The 21,963-nt window shown below is 63.5% G+C and carries 22 protein-coding genes; 8 read left to right on the forward strand and 14 right to left on the reverse strand.

The features are described 5' to 3' along the window. Positions 1-10: 10 nt before the first annotated feature. The 4 genes from PanNE5_RS12155 to PanNE5_RS12170 all read right to left on the reverse strand — a co-directional run bounded on the left by PanNE5_RS12155 (position 11) and on the right by PanNE5_RS12170 (position 1,856). The gene (locus PanNE5_RS12155; RefSeq protein WP_410007527.1) at positions 11-490 is read right to left on the reverse strand and encodes a DUF192 domain-containing protein; all 480 of its coding nucleotides are present in this window, start codon (positions 488-490) and stop codon (positions 11-13) included. A gap of 136 nt (positions 491-626) precedes the next feature. Continuing rightward, on the reverse strand, positions 627-836 hold the full coding sequence (locus PanNE5_RS12160) for a hypothetical protein (RefSeq protein WP_130026851.1): 210 nt from the start codon (positions 834-836) through the stop codon (positions 627-629). Positions 837-963: 127 nt separating this feature from the next. Then, a complete protein-coding gene (locus PanNE5_RS12165; RefSeq protein ID WP_150562625.1) occupies positions 964-1,215 on the reverse strand; it encodes a hypothetical protein in 252 nt (83 codons plus the stop codon). A 50-nt stretch (positions 1,216-1,265) separates the two neighbouring features. Continuing rightward, positions 1,266-1,856: a pseudouridine synthase gene (locus tag PanNE5_RS12170; protein ID WP_261938052.1), complete on the reverse strand. Its 591-nt coding sequence runs from the start codon at positions 1,854-1,856 to the stop codon at positions 1,266-1,268. A gap of 283 nt (positions 1,857-2,139) precedes the next feature. On the opposite strand from PanNE5_RS12170, the gene icd reads away from it, so the two are divergent. Continuing rightward, a complete protein-coding gene (gene icd, locus PanNE5_RS12175) occupies positions 2,140-3,393 on the forward strand; it encodes an NADP-dependent isocitrate dehydrogenase (RefSeq protein WP_261938053.1) in 1,254 nt (417 codons plus the stop codon). 74 nt (positions 3,394-3,467) lie between these two features. Here the strand turns inward: icd and PanNE5_RS12180 are convergent, their stop codons facing one another. Next, a complete protein-coding gene (locus PanNE5_RS12180; protein WP_017232761.1) occupies positions 3,468-3,896 on the reverse strand; it encodes a hypothetical protein in 429 nt (142 codons plus the stop codon). A gap of 220 nt (positions 3,897-4,116) precedes the next feature. Further along, positions 4,117-5,040, reverse strand: a complete 924-nt coding sequence (locus PanNE5_RS12185; RefSeq protein ID WP_017232762.1) for a LysR family transcriptional regulator — start codon at positions 5,038-5,040, stop codon at positions 4,117-4,119. 108 nt (positions 5,041-5,148) lie between these two features. Here PanNE5_RS12185 and PanNE5_RS12190 point away from each other — a divergent pair, with 108 nt between their 5' ends. Then, complete coding sequence (locus PanNE5_RS12190) at positions 5,149-5,892, forward strand: SDR family oxidoreductase (protein WP_261938054.1); 744 nt, start codon at positions 5,149-5,151, stop codon at positions 5,890-5,892. A 27-nt stretch (positions 5,893-5,919) separates the two neighbouring features. Here the strand turns inward: PanNE5_RS12190 and PanNE5_RS12195 are convergent, their stop codons facing one another. After that, positions 5,920-6,831, reverse strand: a complete 912-nt coding sequence (locus PanNE5_RS12195) for a LysR family transcriptional regulator (protein WP_017232764.1) — start codon at positions 6,829-6,831, stop codon at positions 5,920-5,922. 166 nt (positions 6,832-6,997) lie between these two features. On the opposite strand from PanNE5_RS12195, the gene PanNE5_RS12200 reads away from it, so the two are divergent. The 4 genes from PanNE5_RS12200 (at position 6,998) to PanNE5_RS12215 (ending at position 10,249) form a co-directional block, all read left to right on the forward strand. Next, positions 6,998-8,071: a 2Fe-2S iron-sulfur cluster-binding protein gene (locus PanNE5_RS12200; protein ID WP_261938055.1), complete on the forward strand. Its 1,074-nt coding sequence runs from the start codon at positions 6,998-7,000 to the stop codon at positions 8,069-8,071. A gap of 74 nt (positions 8,072-8,145) precedes the next feature. Next, entirely contained in the window at positions 8,146-9,435 is a 1,290-nt protein-coding gene (locus PanNE5_RS12205) for an aromatic ring-hydroxylating dioxygenase subunit alpha (RefSeq protein ID WP_017232766.1), read from the forward strand. A gap of 12 nt (positions 9,436-9,447) precedes the next feature. After that, entirely contained in the window at positions 9,448-9,921 is a 474-nt protein-coding gene (locus tag PanNE5_RS12210) for an aromatic-ring-hydroxylating dioxygenase subunit beta (RefSeq protein WP_261938056.1), read from the forward strand. 13 nt (positions 9,922-9,934) lie between these two features. Then, a complete protein-coding gene (locus PanNE5_RS12215; protein WP_017232768.1) occupies positions 9,935-10,249 on the forward strand; it encodes a non-heme iron oxygenase ferredoxin subunit in 315 nt (104 codons plus the stop codon). Positions 10,250-10,842: 593 nt separating this feature from the next. Here PanNE5_RS12215 and cspD read toward each other — a convergent pair. Continuing rightward, on the reverse strand, positions 10,843-11,049 hold the full coding sequence (gene cspD / locus PanNE5_RS12220) for a cold shock domain-containing protein CspD (protein WP_017232769.1): 207 nt from the start codon (positions 11,047-11,049) through the stop codon (positions 10,843-10,845). 438 nt (positions 11,050-11,487) lie between these two features. Here cspD and clpS point away from each other — a divergent pair, with 438 nt between their 5' ends. Together clpS and clpA are read left to right on the forward strand one after the other, a co-directional pair. Next, complete coding sequence (clpS, locus tag PanNE5_RS12225; protein ID WP_010807118.1) at positions 11,488-11,802, forward strand: ATP-dependent Clp protease adapter ClpS; 315 nt, start codon at positions 11,488-11,490, stop codon at positions 11,800-11,802. Beyond that, the gene (gene clpA / locus PanNE5_RS12230) at positions 11,799-14,096 is read left to right on the forward strand and encodes an ATP-dependent Clp protease ATP-binding subunit ClpA (protein WP_017232770.1); all 2,298 of its coding nucleotides are present in this window, start codon (positions 11,799-11,801) and stop codon (positions 14,094-14,096) included. Before clpS ends, clpA begins: the two co-directional genes overlap by 4 nt. Before the next feature lie 91 nt (positions 14,097-14,187). On the opposite strand, the gene dut is transcribed toward clpA, so the two are convergent. The 6 genes from dut to ileS all read right to left on the reverse strand — a co-directional run bounded on the left by dut (position 14,188) and on the right by ileS (position 21,883). Next, positions 14,188-14,634, reverse strand: a complete 447-nt coding sequence (gene dut, locus PanNE5_RS12235; RefSeq protein WP_017232771.1) for a dUTP diphosphatase — start codon at positions 14,632-14,634, stop codon at positions 14,188-14,190. A gap of 86 nt (positions 14,635-14,720) precedes the next feature. Then, entirely contained in the window at positions 14,721-15,755 is a 1,035-nt protein-coding gene (locus PanNE5_RS12240; protein ID WP_017232772.1) for an LLM class flavin-dependent oxidoreductase, read from the reverse strand. Positions 15,756-15,811: 56 nt separating this feature from the next. Then, positions 15,812-16,975 (reverse strand): MFS transporter, encoded by a 1,164-nt coding sequence (locus PanNE5_RS12245; RefSeq protein ID WP_017232773.1) that lies wholly within the window; start codon positions 16,973-16,975, stop codon positions 15,812-15,814. Positions 16,976-17,212: 237 nt separating this feature from the next. Further along, positions 17,213-18,424: a bifunctional phosphopantothenoylcysteine decarboxylase/phosphopantothenate--cysteine ligase CoaBC gene (coaBC, locus tag PanNE5_RS12250; protein WP_017232774.1), complete on the reverse strand. Its 1,212-nt coding sequence runs from the start codon at positions 18,422-18,424 to the stop codon at positions 17,213-17,215. A gap of 76 nt (positions 18,425-18,500) precedes the next feature. Beyond that, complete coding sequence (lspA, locus tag PanNE5_RS12255) at positions 18,501-19,046, reverse strand: signal peptidase II (RefSeq protein WP_017232775.1); 546 nt, start codon at positions 19,044-19,046, stop codon at positions 18,501-18,503. Beyond that, positions 19,046-21,883 carry an isoleucine--tRNA ligase gene (gene ileS, locus PanNE5_RS12260; RefSeq protein WP_261938057.1) on the reverse strand — a complete coding sequence of 946 codons (2,838 nt, stop codon included), beginning with the start codon at positions 21,881-21,883 and terminating at the stop codon, positions 19,046-19,048. The genes lspA and ileS overlap by 1 nt, the downstream gene beginning before the upstream one ends. Positions 21,884-21,963: the final 80 nt, after the last annotated feature.

Genomic DNA, 21,963 nt, shown 5'->3' on the forward strand with positions numbered 1-21,963 from the left:
ACGCCATCATTCAGCGCGGCAGGCCGGAGATCTTTGCGCCGGGGCCGATGTGTTTGCTTTTGAACCAGCCTTGATTCATTTCCAGTGCGTAACGCACGGCGGCACGCGGGCAATGATTGTCTTCGGTCTGCGGCGCCATGTCTTCGATGTTGACGATCGTGCCGTCGTCGGCCAGGAACGCGATCGACAGTGGCAGATCGGTGTTCTTCATCCAGAAGCAGTGACCGGCGCGTTGTTCGAACACGAAGAGCATGCCGGCGTTGGCGGGCATCGTCGTGCGATACATCAGGCCCTGTTCGCGGTCGGCCTCATTCGCGGCGACCTCGGCCTTGATGAGATACATGCCGGCGGAGAGCTGAACGGTCGGGAACTGCCCGGCCTGCTTGATTTGTGCCGAGGCGCTGGCCGGCGCGATTGCCAGGAAGGCGGCGGTAGCGGCAAACGTGGCGCTGGCGGCGAGCGCGGCCAGTTGACGTGGAATCCGGATCACAAACGGCTCCTGGAAAGATCGGGGGAACGTCAGGTACGTGGCGAGCCATTGTAGCCGCCGGGCGAAAAAAAAGCAGGCTGCGTGAGCAACCTGCTTATTACCATGCGTTGCGCAGCGAGGCTGCGCGACGTGGTACTTACTTGCTGGCAGCAGCCGGAGCTTCAGCAGCAGCAGCCTTCTTGGCCGACTTCTTGTGCGACTTCTTGTGGGCCTTCTTGTGGGTCGACTTGGCAGCCGGCTTCGTAGCGGCAGCCGGAGCAGCAGCGTCAGCGGCCGGAGCCGAAGCTTGGGCGAACACGCCCGTTGCGAACAGGCCAGCGACCAGGGCAGCGATCAGTTTTTTCATGAGATTCCTCGTTGGAGCTCGATGTTGGGGTGATGTACTCGTTGACCCGCGAAGTGAGTCACTTCCTATAACGTCCGTTCAGGACATCGGTTGACAACCCGCTCGCGGATTTTTTCGGTGAAACGTATTACGGCTTGTTACCGACGGCCGGTTGCTTGGTGGCCGGCTTCTTGTGGTGATACTTCTTGTAGTGATGCTTCTTGTGTTTGGGGGCCTTTTTCGCGGGGGTTGCGCGATCCGCCGCCGGTGCCGACATCGCGGGCGCCGCTGCTGCGGGTGCCGCCGGTGCGACGGGCGCCGTGGCCGGCGCCGATTGTTGGGCCATCGCGGCGCCGGACACGATCAGCCCGGCGGTCAGTGCAAGCAGCAGTTTGTTCATGACTTGGTTTCCTCGTTTCGGATGGGCGCGTATGTTGCGCACCTGTTCCCTCAACGAGGTGAACGACGGCTTCGTTGACCGGGAAGTGTAAGTATTTGTTGCGGCAATTCGCACCATTGTCCCGGGGCAAGCTTCAATGAAAAGACGTCAACCGGGCCGATCGCAATGCGAACCAGTCGCAGCGTCGGTTTGCCGACGGCGGCTGTCATGCGTCTGACCTGGCGGTTCTTGCCTTCGACGAGCGAGATTTCCAGCCAGTGGGTCGGGATGCTGGCGCGATAGCGGATCGGCGGGTGACGTGGCCAGAGCTGGGCGGGCTCGGCGATCTCGCGTGCTTCGCACGGCAGCGTGACGAAGTCGCCCAGATCGAGGCCGGCGCGCAGACGTGCGACGGCCGCCTCGTCGTACTCGCCCTCGACCTGCGCCCAATACGTCTTTGGCAATTTGCGTTCCGGCTCCGCGATGCGGGCCTGCAGACGACCGTCGTCGGTGAGCAGCAGGAGTCCCTCGCTGTCGGCGTCGAGCCGTCCGGCCGGATAGACGCCCGGGCGCGTCACGCACTCGGCGAGCGTGGGACGTGTCGGATGCGGCGAAAACTGGCAGATCGTGCCGAAGGGCTTGTTGAGTGCGAGAAGTGTCATACCAAGGGAAGAAAATCGGAAGTTGCCGATGCCGTCGGGCGCGATCGGCGCTCGACCCGGGCTCGACCCCATGGCGCTACGCCCGCCGAGCGCGTACGGCGCTGGTCAGCCCCGTCATGTTAATGCATAATCGAGATCGTCAGTCTTATGTCTTATATAAGACTTGATTTGCGTCAACGCGCCCTACAACGCTGTGACTACAATAAAGCCGTAATGCGGCGAGCGGTGGCATCCTTCGCCCCGTTTGACGCGCACAGTCCGATTCATCCCATTGGAGCCCACCATGTCGTATCAGCACATCAAGGTCCCGGCAGGCGAGAAGATCACGGTCAACCAGGATTTCTCCCTGAACGTGCCCGACAATCCGATCATCCCGTACATCGAGGGCGACGGCACCGGCGTGGATATTACGCCGGTGATGCTCAAGGTCGTCGACGCGGCAGTGGCCAAAGCGTACGGCGAGAAGCGCAAGATCCATTGGATGGAAGTCTATGCCGGCGAGAAATCGACGCGCGTTTACGGACCGGATGTATGGCTGCCCGATGAAACGCTCCAGGTTGTCAAGGACTACGTAGTATCGATCAAGGGGCCGCTGACCACCCCCGTGGGCGGTGGCATTCGATCGCTCAACGTCGCGTTGCGCCAGCAGCTGGACCTTTATGTGTGTCTGCGTCCGGTGCAGTACTTCAAGGGCGTACCGTCGCCGGTGCGTCATCCCGAGAAGATCGACATGGTGATCTTCCGCGAGAACTCCGAGGACATCTACGCGGGCATCGAGTGGGAGGCGGAATCGGCCGGCGCGAAAAAACTGATTGCCTTCTTGCAGGACGAGATGGGCGTGACCAAGATCCGCTTTCCGCAGACGTCGGGGATCGGCATCAAGCCGGTCTCGCGCGAGGGTACCGAGCGACTGGTGCGCAAGGCGATTCAGTACGCGATCGACAACAATCGCGACTCGGTGACGATCGTTCACAAAGGCAACATCATGAAGTTCACCGAGGGCGGATTCCGCGATTGGGGATACGCGCTCGCCAAGAACGAATTCGGCGCGATGGAGATCGACGGCGGTCCGTGGTGCAAACTGAAGAACCCCAAGACGGGCAAGGAGATCACGATCAAGGACTCGATCGCGGATGCATTCCTGCAACAGATTCTGTTGCGCCCCGCAGAGTACGACGTGATCGCCACGCTCAACCTGAACGGCGACTACATCTCCGATGCGCTCGCCGCGCAGGTGGGGGGCATCGGAATCGCCCCGGGGGCGAACCTGTCCGACTCGGTTGCGATGTTCGAAGCGACGCACGGCACGGCGCCGAAGTACGCGGGCAAGGACTACGTGAATCCTGGATCGGAGATTCTCTCGGCCGAGATGATGCTGCGGCACATGGGCTGGACGGAAGCGGCGGATCTGATCATCGCGTCGATGGAAAAGTCGATCCTGTCGAAGCAGGTGACCTATGACTTTGCCCGCCTGATGGGAGGGGCGACGCAGGTGTCGTGCTCGGGCTTCGGCAACGTGATGATCGCCAACATGTGACGCGCCACGGGGTTGCCGCTGATTTGCCGCCGCTCGTTTGGCAACGCCGACGCTTCCGTCCGGGAGCGCTCGGCCTAGTGCACGACGACGGTGGTGCTCACGCGGTGGTCGCCGGTGCTTGGCACACGGCTCGTCAGTTCGCGCGGAAAACCGACGGTCCAGACGACGGTGTCCGTGCCCGGCGACGATCCCGCCTGATACCAGACGACCATGCCGGGAAAATGCATCGTCTCGCAGCGTTGTCCGTCCGGAACCACATAGTCGATCCATTCCGGCGTGACTTTACCGAGTGCGGGCGTCGAGTCGAGTTCGAACGTCGGCTGGCCCAACGAGCGGCACAGCACACTGAAGTTGGGTTGTACCCAGATCGCCACCTTCTCGCCGACGCCCACGCTTACCGCGAGGGTCGGCGGAGGATACGCTGACTGTGCATGCGCCGCGCCCGCTGTCAGCAGGCACGCGACGAGTACCATGACTCGCCATGCGGTCGTCGTGGTGTCCATGCCGGACCTCCCAACCCCCCCTTTTGCGGCCGACACGTGGGCGTTCTCCTTGCCCGCACAAGTCGTCGGCACAACGCTTTCATTACAGTGCATGCGTACGCGTAACGCAAGGGACGGGCGCGCAGCGCGCCGATCCGCGCGACCCGCTCGGTCTTCGACTCGGTAGCCTCACGCATGGTTGGTCGCAATGCGCACGGGGGAGCGATGCTGTCGAGGCCACTCACCGCCCGTCGAAATACGCGGCTAGGCGTTGGGCTTCGAACGCGTGGACAACGTGATCCACGAACACGCGTGTCCGCAGTGGCAGCTGTTTCTTGTTCGAATAGTAGATGGACACCCCGCCGTATTCCTCGAACCAGCCCGGCAACAGCCGTTGAATTCGACCGGACGCGAGTAGGGGCGCGGCATGCGGCATCGGTAGCAACGCCACGCCATAGCCCAGCGTGACGGCGTGCGCCATTGCCTCCGGGTCGTCGAAAATCATGCGGGTTCGCGCCTCGACGTTGACTCGCTCACCGATGGCGTTTCGCAAATCCCATGCGCGCAGCCGGCCCGACGTTCCGGAGCGCCGGACGATCGCGTCGAACGTCGCGAGTTCGGCGGGATGCCCCGGTACCTGACGCGCGCGCATATAGTCGGCCGACGCGCAAATCACGGCGTACGTCGGTGCCAGGCGCCGGGCGATGACGCCGGGGGTGAGTTCGATGCCGCCGCCTATCGCGGCGTCGAAGCCCTCGCTCACCACGTCCACGCCCCGGTTGTCGAATCGCCAATCCGGCACGACATCCGGATAGCGGGCAAGAAAGTCACCCAGCAGCGGCACGAGATACTGGCGGCCGAAGGCGTGGGCCACGCTCACCTTGAGGATCCCGGACGGGGTGCCTTCGCGCTCGGCGGCGCGTGAAAAGGCGTCGTTCAGGGCCGCGAACGGGCCATCGACGTCCAGCAGGAATCGCTCGCCGCCCGCCGTCAGTGTCAGGCTGCGAGTACTGCGGTGAAACAGCCGCAAGCCGAGCTGCCCCTCCAGCCGCGCCACATTCTTGCTCACCGCTGCAGGGGTCATCCCCAGTCGTCGCGCGGCCGCCGAGAAACTGCCCGCACGCGCACTCAGGACGAATGATTCGATCAGATGCAAGGCGTCCATCGTTCATCTATTCCCTGGGGTTGAAAGTGATGATAGGGATTATGGTCTAGTCGAGGTGTAATTTGCTCGCGATACTGGCTTCACCTCTTAACCGAATGGAGCAATGAGATGGCAACGAACTTTCGAGGCAAGGTAGCTTTCGTGACAGGCGGCTCGCGCGGTATCGGCGCGGCGATCGTGCAGCGGCTCGCGCACGGCGGTGCGGCGGTCGCGTTCACATACAAGGGATCGAAGGCCGCGGCGCAGGATCTGGTCGAGCGCATTGAGGCGTCCGGCGGGCGTGCCATGGCCTTGCATGTGGATGCCGCAGACGCCACCGCCCTGACCCAGGCAATCAACGACGCCGCCCACGCGCTCGGCAAGATCGACATTCTGGTGAACAATGCCGGCGTGTTTTCGATGGCATCGGTGGCCGACCTTGCGCTGGAGGAATTCGACCGCATGCTCGATGTGAACGTGCGCGCTGTGTTCGTGGCCTCGAAGGCGGTACTTGCGCACATGGGCGAGGGCGGTCGCATCATCAATATCGGCTCGTGCAACGCGGAGCGCATGCCGTTTGCGGGCGCCGCGACGTATGCAATGAGCAAGGCGGCACTGGTCGGCCTGGTCAAGGGCATGGCGCGTGACCTTGGACCGCGCGGCATTACGGTCAACAACGTGCAGCCGGGCCCGACGAATACCGACATGAATCCCGCCACCGGGGATTTCGCGGCGACCATGCACGACCTGATGGCGCTCAAGCGTCATGCGCATCCCGAGGAAATCGCAGCGATGGTGGCTTATGTCGCCAGCGACGAGGCGGGTTTCGTGACGGGTGCCAGCCTGACCATCGATGGCGGTTTCAACGCGTGATTCGGAACGGGGCGGCAGCTCGCCGCCTCACTCCGAGAACAGCTCGAACAGGAGCGCGCGCATCCACTGGCTTGCCGGTTCGCGGTGATAGCGCGCGTGCCAGAACAGGTTGATCTGGACGTCCGGTAGGTCCAGCGGATGGTCGACGTAACGCAAGCCGAAGTGCTGCGCGCTGCGCTGGGCAAACTTCTCCGTCACCGTGGCGATGAGATCCGTGGCGTGCAGAATGTCGGCGAGCGCGACGAAGTGCGGCACGCGCAGCCGGATGTTGCGCTGTACGTGAGCGCGCGCCATGAAATCGTCGACCCGGCCGTGCCCGGTGCCGGCGGCGACCACCATTACCTGCTCGGCGTGCTCGAAATCCTCGCGCGCCATCCTCGCCGTCGCCGGTCGGTCGAGCGGATGCCCGGGGCGAAACATGCACACATACTTCTGCCGAAACAGACGCCGCTGGAAAAACTCCGTCGTCAGATCCGGCAGATGCCCCACGGCGAGATCCACCTGACCCGCCGCCATCTCCTCCTGCAAGTTGACCGCCGTATTGCGCACCGTGCTGATCGTAATGCCCGGTGCCCGCTCGCCAAGCGCGTGCATGAGCCTGGGCAGGAAGTGCACTTCTCCGATGTCCGTCATGGCGATTTGAAACGCGCGCTGGCTCGTTGCCGGATCGAAGGCGAGCTGACGATTGAAGACCCCGTGCAGCGCATCCAGCGCCGCGGCGACCGGTTCGGCCAGTTCGATGGCCATCGGGGTCGGCAGCATGCCGCGCGAGGTGCGGATGAACAATTCGTCGTTGAACAACTTGCGCAGGCGCGCGAGCGAATTGCTGATCGCGGGTTGCGTCACGCCAAGCGTCTCTGCCACGCGAGACACGCGTCGCGCGTTGTACAGATGCTGGAAGACCACCAGCAGGTTCAGGTCGACGGAATGCAGGTCCATGGGAAGGAACGCGTCTCGATGCTCAGTTAAATCACTGAGATTTATAGGACATATAACCTGAATTCTATTGGTTTATAACGCGGCTTGCGAGATGCTTCTTGCAAACGGCGTCCAAACGCCACGCGCGGTGCCCGAGGCGGGTGCCGTCAGAACGGAGACCCTCCCCATGCAAGTTCACGTGCAGCCACTCGGCGAACGCTTCGAGGTCGCGCCCGGCGACAATTTGCTCAAAGCCCTCACCGATCGTCAGATCCCGATGTCGTACAGTTGCCTGTCCGGACGCTGCGGCACCTGCCGCTGTCGCGTCGTTTCGGGGGCCGTGCGCGAAGCCGAAGGCGTCGAATATCGTCATCACGATGGCGATGGCGATGGTCTGGCGGGGCGGGCGGGGCGCACGGCATCCCCTGCGCGTTACGTGCTCGCGTGCCAGTCGACCGTCCACGGCGACTGCGAGATCGCCTTGCCGGATGTCGATGAAGTCGTCGTGCATCCCGCGAAAATTCTCAAGGCGACGGTGCTCGCGATCGAACCCCTGACCCACGACATCAAGCGCCTGGTGCTCACGACGGCGAAGCCGCTCAGCTTCTCGCCCGGTCAGTACGCCACGCTGCAATTCACCCCCGCGCATATCCGGCCATATTCCATGGCCGGACTCGATGCCGACGACACGCTCGAATTTCACATCCGCCGGGTGCCCGGTGGGGCCGTGACCGGCTATGTCGACGAACAGCTCAAGGTCGGCGATGCCGTGCGGATATCGGGCCCGCTTGGCACGTCGTATCTGCGCACGCGGCACGACGGGCCGATGCTTTGCGTCGCCGGCGGCACCGGCCTGGCGCCGGTGCTGTCGATCGTGCGCGGGGCGCTCGCCCGTGGCATGACCAACCGCATCGACATTTATGTCGGCGCGCGCTCGCCGGCGGACGTGTATGGCCTTACGTGGCTGCGCGAACTCGCGTCGCGTCACGACGGCATTCGCCTGCATGTCGTGACGACGACCGACGCTCCAGGCGCACCCATCACACCCATCGCACCCGACGCACCGAATCCGGGATTCCGCCTGGGGCATGTCACGCACGCGCTCGCTGCCGATTACGTCGGCCCCGATGCGCTCTCGGGCTGGCGCGCCTATTTGTGCGGCGCGCCGCCGATGGTCGACGCCGCCACCCGGCTGCTGCGCGAGCGCGGTGTTGATGCCGCCCATATCTATGCCGACGCGTTTTACGCGAAGGTGGCATGACGGCCGGTGAAGTTCCCGCCAGCAGCGCACTGGCGCGTTCCCGGTCTTTTCCGCATCCCCCTCAGGAGACGATCATGAGTACCACACCGCAGACTGCCGAGTTCGACCCGGCGCCGTGCGCCGGCGCGCAGCCGTCGGATGTCTGGCCCGCCGAGGGCTCGAGCCGCATCCCCTTTCGCGTCTATACGGACGCAGAACTGTATCGGCGCGAGCTGGACGCCTGCTTCTACCGCAACCACTGGAACTACGTCGGGCTGGAAGCCGAAGTGCCGAATCCGGGCGATTTCAAGCGCACGGTGATCGGTGAGCGCTCCGTCATCGTGACGCGAGATGCCGCGGGGGACATCAACGTCGTCGAAAACGTCTGCGCGCATCGTGGCATGAAGTTCTGTCGCGAAAAGCGCGGCAACCGCACGGACTTCCACTGCCCATATCACCAGTGGAACTACGACCTGAAGGGCAATCTGCAGGGCGTGCCGTTCCGGCGCGGCGTGAAGCAGGACGGCAAGATCAACGGCGGCATGCCGAAGGATTTCAAGCCGGAAGATCACGGCCTCACCCGGCTCAAGGTCGCCACGCGCGGCGGCGTGATTTTCGCGTCATTCGATCACGACATCGAATCCCTCGAGAACTTTCTCGGGCCGGAGATCTGCGCCTACTTCGATCGACTGTTCAACGGGCGAAAGCTCAAACTGCTCGGCTACAACAAGCAGCGCATCCCGGGGAACTGGAAGCTGATGCAGGAGAACATCAAGGACCCCTACCACCCAGGTCTCTTGCACACGTGGTTCGTCACGTTCGGGTTGTGGCGCGCGGATAACAAATCGCGTCTGGTGATGGACGAGCACGGGCGTCATGCCGCGATGGTGTCCACGCGCGGGCAGGGCGGTGGCGGGGAAGTGACCTCGGGGGTGTCGAGTTTCAAGGCGTCGATGTCGCTCAACGACACGCGCTTTCTCGACATCGTGCAGGAAGACTGGTGGAAGGGGCCGACGGCCGTGCTCATGACGCTTTTCCCCAGCGTGATTCTGCAGCAACAAGTCAACTCGGTCTCGACGCGTCACATCCAGCCGCGCGGCCACGATGCGTTCGACTTCGTCTGGACGCATTTCGGTTTCGAAGACGACACCGAGGAAATGACGCAGCGCCGTTTGCGTCAGGCCAATCTGTTCGGCCCGGCCGGCTTTGTGTCGGCCGACGACGGCGAGGCCATCGAGTGCTCGCAGGAAGGTTTCGCGCAGAAGCCCTGGCACCGCGCCCTCGCCGAGTTGGGCGGCACAGGGGTGGAGAACACGGAACACATGGTGACGGAAACCCTGATTCGCGGCATGTACGCCTATTGGCGCCGCGTCATGGGCGTTTGAGGAGACGACGCGATGGTGGATTTTGCAACGTTTCAGGCCGTGATCGACCTCAACGCCGCTTATGCGGCGGCGCTCGACACGCAGCAGTGGGATGCCTGGCCCGACTTCTTCCTGGATGACTGCGTGTATCGCATTCAGCCGCGCGAGAATTTCGAGATGGGCCTGCCGCTGGCGACCCTGTCGTTCGAGAGCCGCGGCATGCTGCGCGATCGCATCTATGGCATTCGCGACACGCTGTTCCACGACCCTTACTACCAGCGCCACGTGATCGGACTGCCGGCCATTCGGCGACGCGACGACGACACGCTCCAGGTCGAGGCCAACTACGCCGTATTTCGGACGAAGCCGGATCAGCTCACCGACATTCTGTCGGTCGGGCGCTATCTGGACGTCGTCAAACGAACGGGCGACGGATGGAAATTCGCGTCCCGTCAATGCATTTTCGACAGCGAGATGATTCCCAACTCGCTGATCTATCCGATCTGAAGCGAGGCACACGATGAGCGGCAACTGGATTGAGGCGGCGTCGCGCGACGCCATTCCCGAGGACGACGTGATCGGCGTGATCGTGGGCGGACGGGAGATTGCCCTGTACGGTGTGGACGGCGAGGTGTATGCCACGGACAACGCCTGCACACACGGAAACGCCCGCCTGTGCGACGGCTTTCTCGACGGGCACGAGATCGAGTGCCCTCTGCATCAGGGGAAATTCGACGTGCGAACCGGCGCAGCGATGTGCGCGCCGCTCACCGCAGCAGTGAGGCGCTATCCGATTCGCATCGAGGCCGATAAGGTCTACGTCGATCTGAGCTAACGCTTTTGCCGTGAGACCGGTGGGTTGCCCCGCCTAGGGGCAACACGACTACACGGGCCGCCTATCGAACTTGAGAGGGTTCGGGGCGGCCCGTCGCATTTCCGCGGCGGGGCCGCCGGTCAACGCTACGGTGGGGAGCGATGTGCACATGGCGAAGTATCATTTGTTGCATTTTTATTTTGCATGAAACAAATAATATTCATGCGTGAGTCGCATAGCTGTCACGGATTCGGTTTGCACAGTCCTTAAACAACCCGTTCATTCCGATACTTAACTCGCGACGATTGAGTCGTGGTTGACCGGCCGGCTGCATAGGAATGCCGAGTCAAATTGATCGAATGCGTAATGGGTTTCCGCAGAGCAACAATGTCCGGTCCCATTTTAATTTGGGAGCGGAATATATCGATGAAGCCAGGTAGCAAATGGATTAAACGCCATCGCGTTTCAAAAAGCTGCCGGGCCGGAGTGGAATGCGGCGTCGGTTTTGATATTCGCAAAGCGAACTGCAAAATTCACCGGTGCGTGTTGCATTGTTGCGACGCAATAAAAAACCCGGCCGGAGCCGGGTCTTCAATACGACGAGCGGCGCTACCTCAGGCGGGCGCCTGAATGTTCGAAGCCTGCTTGCCCTTCGGGCCTTGAACGACCTCGAACTGCACCTTTTGACCTTCCTTGAGGGTCTTGAAGCCGTTCATCTGAATAGCCGAGAAGTGCGCGAACAGATCTTCGCCACCCTCATCCGGCGTGATGAATCCAAAACCCTTGGCGTCGTTAAACCATTTGACCGTACCGGTTGCCATACGAACTTCCCCTGAACAATTACGACTACTACATATCACCGCAACAACGAGCACATCTGAAAATCCCGCCGGCTGGCGGCGGCTTCTTAGGCTCACCCAGGCATCTTTTCTTTTAAAACCCTTATTGAGGAAAAGCGCCACGTTGATTGTTTTCGCTAACTACCAATAGTGTCAAGCCCTTTTTGAACGATAGAAGTTGCGCTCGATCAGGTTTTACCCTGATGCTTGTGCGTGCGCCGGGCCTGCGGAGACACGCCCTTGAAATTTGGGTTAAGCTGACTCATATGGGTGTGGCACGCCCCGGTGGTCGGGGCTGCGGCGCCTTGCTGGACAACGCGCGGAACGACGAGTGTTGGCATTCCGGTGGACGACCGGACGGCAGGCGGCAATCGGGACGCCGATGGCTTGCTGAACCCGGGAGTTGTTTAGAATCCACGTATGGCAACCTTACCGACAACGCATGACGACACCGTACAGGAGCGGCAGGAGCAACAGCTCAAGCCGCCATCGATGTACAAGGTGGTACTGTTGAACGACGATTTCACCCCGATGGAATTCGTGGTGATGGTCATCCAGGAATATTTCAATAAGGACCGGGAGTCTGCCACGCAGATCATGCTCAAGGTTCACCGAGAGGGCAGGGGAGTTTGTGGGGTCTTTACGCGCGACGTCGCGGCGACCAAAGTTGAGCAAGTTGTTAGCCATGCAAGGCAGTCCGGGCACCCGCTGCAGTGCGTGATGGAGGAAGCATGATTGCCCAGGAATTGGAAGTCAGCCTGCACATGGCGTTTATGGAAGCGCGCCAGGCACGACACGAATTCATCACGGTCGAGCACCTGTTGCTCGCCCTGTTGGATAACCCGACCGCTGCCGAAGTGTTGCGCGCCTGCGCCGCAAATCTTGAGGATTTACGGCAGAACCTGCGCAACTTCATCGCCGACAATACGCCGACGGTGCCGGGTAGCGACGAGGTCGACACACAGCCCACGCTCGGGTTCCAGCGCGTGATTCAACGCGCCATCATGCACGTGCAATCGACTTCCAACGGCAAGAAGGAAGTGACGGGCGCCAACGTGCTGGTCGCCATCTTCGGTGAAAAGGACTCCCACGCGGTCTACTACCTGCAGCAGCAGGGCGTGACGCGTCTGGATGTCGTCAATTTCATCTCTCACGGCATTACCAAGACGGGCGCGCCCGGCGAGTCGGCCAAGGCCGGCGAAGGCAGTGCCGAAGGGGAAGAGGGGGCGAACGCCAAGGAAAGCCCGCTCGCGCAGTACACCCAGAACCTCAACCAGCTGGCGCGCGACGGCAAGATCGATCCGCTCATCGGGCGCGAGGCGGAAGTCGAGCGCGTGGTGCAGGTGCTGTGCCGCCGCCGCAAGAACAACCCGCTGCTCGTCGGCGAAGCCGGCGTGGGCAAGACAGCCATCGCAGAAGGCCTCGCCTGGCGCGTGACGCGCGGCGAAGTGCCCGAGATCCTGCAGGACGCCACTGTTTACTCGCTCGACATGGGCGCATTGCTCGCCGGCACGAAGTATCGCGGTGACTTCGAGCAACGCCTGAAGGCGGTGCTCAAGGAACTCAAGGAGCGCAACAACGCGATCCTGTTCATCGACGAGATTCATACGCTGATTGGCGCGGGCGCCGCGTCGGGCGGCACGCTCGACGCCTCGAACCTGCTCAAGCCGGCGTTGTCGTCGGGGCAGCTCAAGTGCATCGGCGCCACGACCTTCACCGAGTATCGCGGCATTTTCGAAAAGGACGCCGCGTTGTCGCGTCGTTTCCAGAAGATCGATGTGAACGAGCCGACCGTCGAGCAGACCGTGCAGATCCTGCGCGGGCTGAAGTCGCGTTTCGAAGAGCACCACGGCGTGAAGTACTCGTCGAGTGCACTGTCGGCCGCGGCCGAGCTGTCCGCCAAGTTCATCACCGACCGTCACCTGCCTGACAAGGCCATCGACGTGATCGACGAAGCCGGCGCCGCCCAGCGCATTCTGCCGAAGTCCAAGCAGAAGAAGACGATCGGCAAGGGCGAGATCGAGGACATCGTGTCGAAGATTGCGCGCATTCCGGCGCAGAGCGTGTCGGCCGATGACCGCGGCAAGCTCCAGACGCTCGACCGCGACCTCAAGAGCGTGGTGTTCGGGCAGGACCCGGCCATCGACGCCTTGTCGGCCGCAATCAAGATGTCGCGCGCCGGGCTGGGCAAGACGGACAAGCCGATCGGCGCGTTCCTGTTCTCGGGCCCGACCGGTGTCGGCAAGACCGAAGTCGCGAAGCAGCTCGCCTTCACGCTGGGCATCGAGCTGATCCGCTTCGATATGTCGGAGTACATGGAACGTCACGCGGTGAGTCGTCTGATTGGCGCGCCCCCGGGGTATGTGGGGTTCGATCAGGGCGGGCTACTCACCGAAGCCGTCACGAAGAAGCCCCATTGCGTGCTGCTGCTCGACGAAATCGAGAAGGCGCACCCGGACATCTTCAACGTGCTGCTCCAGGTGATGGACCACGGCACGCTCACCGACAACAACGGTCGCAAGGCGGATTTCCGTAACGTCATCGTCATCATGACGACGAATGCGGGCGCGGAGACGATCAACCGCGCGAGCATCGGTTTCACGAACGAGCGTCAGGCCGGCGATGAAATGGCCGACATCAAGCGCATGTTCACGCCGGAGTTCCGCAACCGTCTGGACGCGATCATCAGCTTCAAGCCGCTCGACGAACAGATCATCCTGCGCGTGGTCGACAAGTTCCTCATCCAGCTCGAAGACCAGTTGCACGAGAAGAAGGTCGAAGTGGTCTTCACCGACAAGCTGCGCGCGTTCCTGGCGAAGAAGGGCTTCGATCCGCTGATGGGTGCGCGTCCGATGCAGCGTTTGATCCAGGACACGATCCGTCGTGCGCTGGCCGACGAATTGCTGTTCGGGCGTCTGACCAGCGGCGGGCGCGTCACCGTGAATCTGGATGAGCACGATCAGGTACAACTGTCGTTCCCGCAGGATGGCAACGCCCGTGCCGAACCGGAAGCGGCCGAAGTCGAGTAATCGTCACGGCATCGCCCAATGAAAAAGCGCCGCTTCATGCGGCGCTTTTTCGTGGTCCTCGTCGGCCGGGTCGCGCCGCCGCCGCGTGGCGTCAGTGCTTGCCGGTGCTGCCGAAACCGCCCGCGCCGCGATCGCTCTCGGGGAACGCGTCGACGAGGTTGAACGTGGCCTGCACGACCGGCACGATCACCAGTTGCGCCAGACGCTCGAACGGATTCAGCACGAACGGCACATGACCCCGGTTCCAGGTCGAGACCATCAATTGGCCCTGGTAATCCGAGTCGATCAGTCCCACTAGATTGCCAAGCACGATGCCGTGTTTGTGGCCGAGGCCCGAGCGCGGCAGGATCAACGCGGCGTAGCCGGGATCGGACAGATGAATCGCCAGCCCCGTCGGCACGAGCACCGTCTGTCCCGGTTCAATGGTCATCGGTGTGTCGAGGCACGCCCGGAGATCGAGCCCGGCACTGCCCGGCGTGGCATAGGCGGGCAACTGCGAGCGCAGGCGTTCGTCGAGAATCTTGACGTCGAGGTTCATGGTCGTATGGCGTTGGATGAGGGATGGCTGTCGAAAAATGCGGCCAGGGACGCTTCGCGCACAGGCGGGCGCGTCTCCGGTGCCCGTCAGTCGGCGCTGCGCAACGAAAACGCTTGCGCGAGCAGTTCATGTGAGCGCAGCCGGGCGCGATAACTGCCGGCCACGGTCAACACGACAATTTCGTCGGCCTCGAACTGTTCCTGCAACGCCAACACGCGTTCAGTCACGCGCTCTGGGGTGCCGATGATACTACGCGGCTTCTCGCGCGCGATCACGGACAACTCCCGCTCACGATACTGTGCCATGGCCTGCGCGCCTTGCTCAAGGCTCGGAATCGGCTCGTTCATGCCGTAAGCCATCTGCACGCGCCGAAGGTCTACGCCGGCCTCCAGGGCTTCGGCCTCGGCGTCGGTATCGGCACAGATGACGAAGAGCGCCACGGCGCAATAGGGTTTGCGCGGCGCGCCCGGCGTGAAGCGCTCGCGGTACGCCTGCGTAACGCGATGGCCATCATGGGCATTGATGAAGTGGGCGAAGCAGTAGCGCAGACCGAGCTGCGCGGCAAGCAGGCCACCGAACTCGCTCGAGCCCAGTACCCACAGCTCGGGGCGTGTTGCCACCGCCGGCTGCAGCAGCACGTCGCGGTATGGGTGATCGTCGGCCAGCGTGTCGTTGAATAGGCCGGCCAGCTCTGCCACCTGTTGCGGGAAGTGCTCGCCGGCGTCGTACGGCCCTTTCGCCACGGCGCGCGCCGTGCGCATGTCGCCGCCGGGGGCACGTCCGACGCCAAGGTCGATGCGATTCGGAAACAACGCCTCGAGCGTCAGAAATTGCTCGGCCAACTTGAACGGGCTGTAGTACGGCAGCATGACGCCGCCCGAGCCGACCCGCAGGTGCTTCGTCACGCTGGCGAGCCGGGCGATCATGACCTCCGGTGCCGGATTGGCCACACCACGCAATCCGTGATGCTCCGCGCACCAGTAGCGCGTGTAGCCCAGGTCGTCGGCGGCCTGCGCCAGTTCCACGGTCGCTGCGATGGCGTCCGCCACACTGTGGCCGTGAATTACGGGAGTTTGATCGAGGATCGACAGCTTGATGCGTGCCGCGGCCGTAGTCGTCATGAATTCGAGGCTCCAAGTCGATGGCGTCGGGCCATCGACGTCGTAGTGGTGCGGAATCAGTGGCCGCTGCCGGCGGACGAATCCGCCGGTGTCGCGACCGGGCCTGCGTGCGGCAGGCGCGCAATCATGAGAATCGCGACGATGCCGCCGAGGGCACCGCACAGGAAGATCGAGGCATAGCCGAAATAGTTGGCGACGAGACCGGCCATCGGACCGATCAGCCCAAGCGCCAGATCGAAGAATGCCGAGTAGGCCGCCAGCGCCGCGCCGCGGTTCTGCGGCGGGACCTGACGCAGCGCCTCCACGCCGAGGGCCGGGAAGACCAGCGAGAAGCCCACGCCGGTGAGTCCGGCGCCCACGAGGGCCATGTCCGGGTTCACCGCGCCCCACAGCAGGAACTGGCCGATGGCGCTGAACACGAGCGAGGCCATAGCCACGCGGCGTCCGCCGAATCGATCGACGGCGTGCGCGAGCACGATCCGTATGCCGATAAAGCATGCGCTATAGAGCGTGAGCGCGAACGCGGCACCCGACCAGCCGTGGCTCGCATAGTACAGCGTGATGAACGCGGCAATGACGGCATAGCCGATGCTGCCCAGCGTCATGGCCAGTCCCGGGCGCCATACCAGTCCCACCACACGGAAGAACGGCAAGCGATTCCCGCCAATGGGCGCGGCTGCTGGCAGACGCAGCGCGATCGCGAACGCGATGGCGGGCAGCGCGATGTTCACCAGCGAGACCGCCGTAAAGCCGGCCGATTGCAGCAGGTAGGCCCCGAACGGGGCACCGATGGCGATCGCCGTGTACATGGACACGCCTTGCCACGAAATCGCCTTGCTGGCGTGGGCGGCGCCGAGCAGGCCGATGCCCCACGACATGCCGCCGGTCAGGATCAGGCTTTCGCCGAAGCCGAGCACAACGCGTCCCGCGATGAGAATGCCCAGCGCAAGTGCCGGGTGCGGCACCATCGACGCCGCCAGATAGAGCACGCCCGCCACGCCGCAGCCGCACAGGCCGGTCAGCACGGCGCGGCGCGGGCCGCGGGTGTCGACGGTGCGTCCGGCGTAGGAGCGCAGCAGCAATGTGACGACCGACTGGATGCCGATGGTCACGCCCACCACGAAGGCGCCGTAGCCGAGCGTTTCGTGCACGTAGACCGGCAGTACGGGCAGCGGCATGCCGATCGTCATGAAACCGAAGAACATGATTGCGGCGAGCATGCTCAGGGTCCCGTAGACACTGACGGCGGGCCGCGCGGAGGTAGGAGGTTGCGTCATTGGGCTTGTTATTGTTTGCGATGGCCTTCGAGGGCCGACGGCGGAAGGGCCGAAGGGCCGCGGTGCTGAGGCCGTGACGTCGAGCGTTGCCGCCAGTCTGTCAGCGTCGTCGGACAACGACGATGACAGACGAGACACCGATGAGACGGTGTGCGGCACGTGGTTGGGCGCAGACGATCGTCAGCCCGGCGCGCGCGAGGGAAGCCGGGCGGCGATTTCGGCGATCAGGCGTTGGGCGAGCGATGCCTTGTCGGCACGCGGCAGGTGTTGCTGCCCGGCCTCGTCGAACAGGATGACCTCATTGTCGTCCTGCCCGAACGTGGCCGGCCCGAGATTGCCGACGAGCAGCGGCACCTGCTTGCGTTTGCGCTTCTGGGCGCCATGGGTCTCCAGATCGCCTGACTCGGCTGCGAACCCCACGCAGTAGGGCGGCGTCGGCAGCTGCGCGACGGCCGCGAGGATGTCGGGGTTCTGCACGAATTCGAGCGTCGGCACGTCGGCGTCGCCCGCCTTCTTGATCTTGTCGCGGGCCACATCGCGCACGCGCCAATCGGCCACGGCGGCCACCGCGATGAAGATGTCGTTGTGCGAGATGTCGGCCATCACGGCGTCATACATTTGCTGCGCCGTCTGGACGTTGCGGCGCGTGACACCGTAGGGCGTCGCCAGCGAGCACGGGCCGGCGATCAGATGCACCTCGGCACCGGCCTGCGCCGCGGCACGCGCGAGCGCGAAGCCCATCTTGCCGCTGGACAGGTTGGTCAGGCCGCGGACCGGGTCGATGGGCTCGAAAGTCGGGCCGGCGGTAATTAGCACGCGGCGCCCGGCGAGTCGCTTGGGCTGGAAGAAGCTGGCAAGCGCCTCGAACAGGTCCTCCGGTTCGAGCATTCGTCCGTCGCCGATTTCGCCGCAGGCCTGCTCGCCGCTGCCGGGGCCGAGGATCGCGACGCCATCGCCGCGCAGCGTCGCCGCATTGCGCTGAGTGGCCGGGTTGGCCCACATCTGACGGTTCATCGCGGGCGCCACCAGCAGCGGGCAATCGCGCGCCACGCACAGCGTGGACAGCAGATCGTCCGCCATGCCGTGCGCGAGCTTGGCGAGAAAGTCGGTGGAGGCCGGGGCGATGAGAATGGCGTCGGCCTCGCGCGAGAGGTCGATGTGCGCCATGTTGTTGTCGATGCGGCCATCCCACTGACTGGTGAAGACCGGGCGGCCCGAGAGCGCCTGCATCGTGAGCGGGGTGATGAATTGCGTGGCGGCCTCGGTCATCACGACCTGCACCGTCGCACCGGCCTTGATGAGCAACCGGGTGAGTTCGGCCGACTTGTAGCAGGCAATGCCGCCGGTCAGGCCGAGAACGATGGTCTTGCCCGCAAGTTCACCGCGATCCATAGGAAGTGCCTCCTCCAAAGTGCTGCGCGGCGCCTCCTGGGCGCCGCGACGGTGTTTTGCCTCGATCCGCGGTGCGCTATTTGCCGCGCCGCACGCGTCGCAGCTCGTCGATCACCAGCAGTACGGCGCCCACGCAAATGGCCGAGTCAGCCATGTTGAACGCCGGCCAATGCCAGCCGCCGACGTGAAAGTCCAGAAAGTCGATCACGTGGCCGTAGATCACCCGATCGATCACGTTGCCCAGCGCGCCGCCCAGAATCAGCGAGAGCGACAGGCAGAACATCTTCTGGCCGTGATGGCGCTTGAGCAGGAAGATAATCACGGTCGCCGCCACCAGACCGAGCAGCGTGAAGAACCAGCGCTGCCAACCGCCGGCGGCCGCCAGGAAGCTGAACGCCGCGCCCTTGTTGTACACCAGCACCAGATTGAAGAACGACGTCAACGGATGAAACTCGCCGTACTGGAACGTCTTCAGAATCGTCAGCTTGGTGACCTGATCGATCAGGATCGCGATGACCGCGACCCCAAGCCACGGGGCCAAGCCATAAGCGGCGCCACCCCGCGCGCCCCCATTGCCATTGCTGCGTCGTGCGCCCGTACGGGCGCCTGCCTTGCTTGCCATTATGCCGCGCTCCGGTGTTCGCCGCTGCCGAACAGATTCGACACGCAGCGGCCACAAAGGGTGGGATGGGCCGCGTCTGCGCCCACGTCTTCGCGATAGTGCCAGCAACGCTCGCACTTCTGGTGCGAGGACGGCGTGACCATCACGCCTTCGTCGGCTTCGGTCGCCACCTGCGTGACGGCCGCCCCCGATGTGATCAGCACGAAGCGCAGGTCGTCGCCGAGGCTCGCCAGCACCTCGTACTTGCGCCCCGAGACGCGCACGTCGACTTCGGCCTGCAGCGACGAACCGATCTGCTCCGCCGCGCGTGCCTCTTCGAGCGCCTTGGTGACGTCGCCGCGCACCGTGCGCAGGAGGTACCACTTCTCAAGCAGACGCGAGCCTTCCGCGACGTCCGGATAAGCGTAGTACGTCTCCGTGAAGATCGTGTCATTGCCCGGCTGGAACACCTGCCATGCTTCTTCGGCCGTGAACGACAGGAACGGGGCCATGAGCTTGAGCAGGCCATGCGTGATGTGGTACAGGGCGTTCTGGGCGGCGCGGCGGGCCGGCGAGTCCGGTGCGCTCGTGTACAGACGATCCTTCAGAATGTCGAGGTAGAAGCCGCCGAGGTCCTCGGAGCAGAACGTCTGGAGCTTGGCCACGACCGGATGGAACTCGTAGCGGTCGTAGTGGCCGAGCACTTCGGTTTGCAGCGACTGGGCCAATGCCACGGCGTAGCGGTCGATTTCCAGCCATTGGTCGGCCGGCAGCGCGTGCTTCGCGTGGTCGTAATCGGCCAGATTCGAGAGCAGGAAGCGCAGCGTGTTACGGATACGGCGATACCCTTCGGTGACGCGCTTGAGGATTTCGTCCGAGATCGACAGCTCGCCCGAGTAATCGGTCGACGCCACCCACAGGCGGATGATTTCGGCACCGAGCTTGTCTGCGACGTCTTGCGGCAGAATCGTGTTGCCGATCGATTTCGACATCTTGCGGCCCTGACCGTCGACCGTGAAGCCGTGCGTGAGCAGCGCCTTGTACGGCGGGCGGCCGTCGATCATCGAGGCCGTGAGCAGCGACGAATGGAACCAGCCGCGGTGCTGATCCGAGCCTTCCAGATACAGGTCGGCCGGGAAGCCCAGCTCATGCGCGTGCGAGCCGCGCAGCACATGCCAGTGCGTCGTGCCCGAGTCGAACCACACGTCGAGCGTGTCGCGGTTCTTCACGTAATCCTTGGCCTCGTCGCCGAGCAGCTCCACCGGGTCGAGCGTTTGCCACGCTTCGATGCCTTCGGTTTCCACGCGCTTGGCCACGGCTTCGAGCAGTTCCGGGGTGCGCGGATGCAGCGCGCCGGTTTCCCTGTGCACGAAGAAGGCCATCGGCACGCCCCATTGGCGCTGGCGCGAGAGCGTCCAGTCCGGGCGGTGCGCGATCATGTTGTGCAGACGCTGCTTGCCCCACGCCGGGAAGAACTCGGTGGCTTCGATGCCGGCGAGCGCGATCTCGCGCAGGGTGTTGCCGCCGCCCGGCGCGCCGTCGACCGGCTTCACGTCCATGCCCGCGAACCACTGGTTCGTCGCGCGATAGATGATCGGGGACTTGTGACGCCAGCAGTGCATGTAGCTGTGCGTGTACTTGAACGAGTGGAACAGTGTACCGGCTTCGCGCAGCGCTTCGACGATCTGCGGGTTGGCGTCCCAGATAGACTGGCCGCCGAACAGCGGCAGGCTGTCCTGATAGTGTCCGTCGCCCAGCACCGGCATGCGGATATCCGCGTCGGACATGCCATGCGCCTTGCACGACACGAAGTCTTCCACGCCATAGGCGGGGGCCGAGTGGACGATGCCCGTCCCCGTTTCGGTCGTCACGTAGTCGCCGAGATAGACCGGCGAGGTGCGCTCGTAGCCGGCGTCGGCCGTCGACAAGGGGTGACGGAAGCGGATCAGCGAGAGCGCTTCGCCCTTCGTGCGCGCGACGATGTCGCCGTGCAGGCCGTAAGTCTTCAGGCAGTCTTCAACGCGTTCGCTTGCCAGAATCAGCAGACCGCGCTCGGTCGAGACCAGCGCGTATTCGACTTCCGGGTGAACATTGAGCGCCTGGTTCGACGGGATCGTCCACGGGGTGGTCGTCCAGATGACGATGTGGCCGTCTTCGCGCGGCAGCTTCGGCAGGCCGAAGGCCTTCGCGACTTTCTCCGGCTCGGCGAAGGCAAAGCCGACATCGATGGCCAGATCGGTCTTGTCCTTGTACTCGACTTCCGCTTCGGCGAGTGCGGATCCGCAGTCGAAGCACCAGTTCACCGGCTTCAGACCACGGTAGACGTAGCCGTTCTCCATGATCTTCGCGAGCGCACGAAGCTCGTTCGCTTCGTTCGAGAAGTTCATGGTCTTATACGGGTTGTCCCAGTCGCCGAGCACGCCCAGACGCTTGAAGTTGGGCTTCTGGCGTTCGATCTGTTCCGCCGCGTAGGCGCGCGCCCTTTCCTGTACTTCGCGCACCGGCAGGTGCTTGCCGAACTGCTTTTCGATCTGGATTTCGATCGGCATGCCATGGCAATCCCAGCCCGGTACATAGGCGGCGTCGAAGCCCGCCAGGCTGCGTGCCTTGACGATCATGTCCTTGAGGATCTTGTTGACCGCGTGGCCGAGGTGGATGTCCCCGTTGGCATACGGCGGGCCGTCATGCAGGATGAACTTCGGACGGCCTTTGCTTGCGCGGCGGATCTTGTCGTAGATCTTCTTGTCCTGCCATTGCTTGACCCACTGAGGCTCGCGCTTGGGCAGATCGCCGCGCATCGGGAACGGCGTGTCCAGCAGGTTGACGGGATATTTGCTCGGGGCTTTCTTTTCGCTCATGGGGCTTCGCTACGAATTTGGAATATCAGGTGTAGGGCGCTCGCGCCGTTGGCGTTGCAGGCGGGCCTTGTGGGCCGGAA

This window comes from Pandoraea sp. NE5, from assembly GCF_024363545.1.
Classification (GTDB): Bacteria; Pseudomonadota; Gammaproteobacteria; order Burkholderiales; family Burkholderiaceae; genus Pandoraea; species Pandoraea cepalis.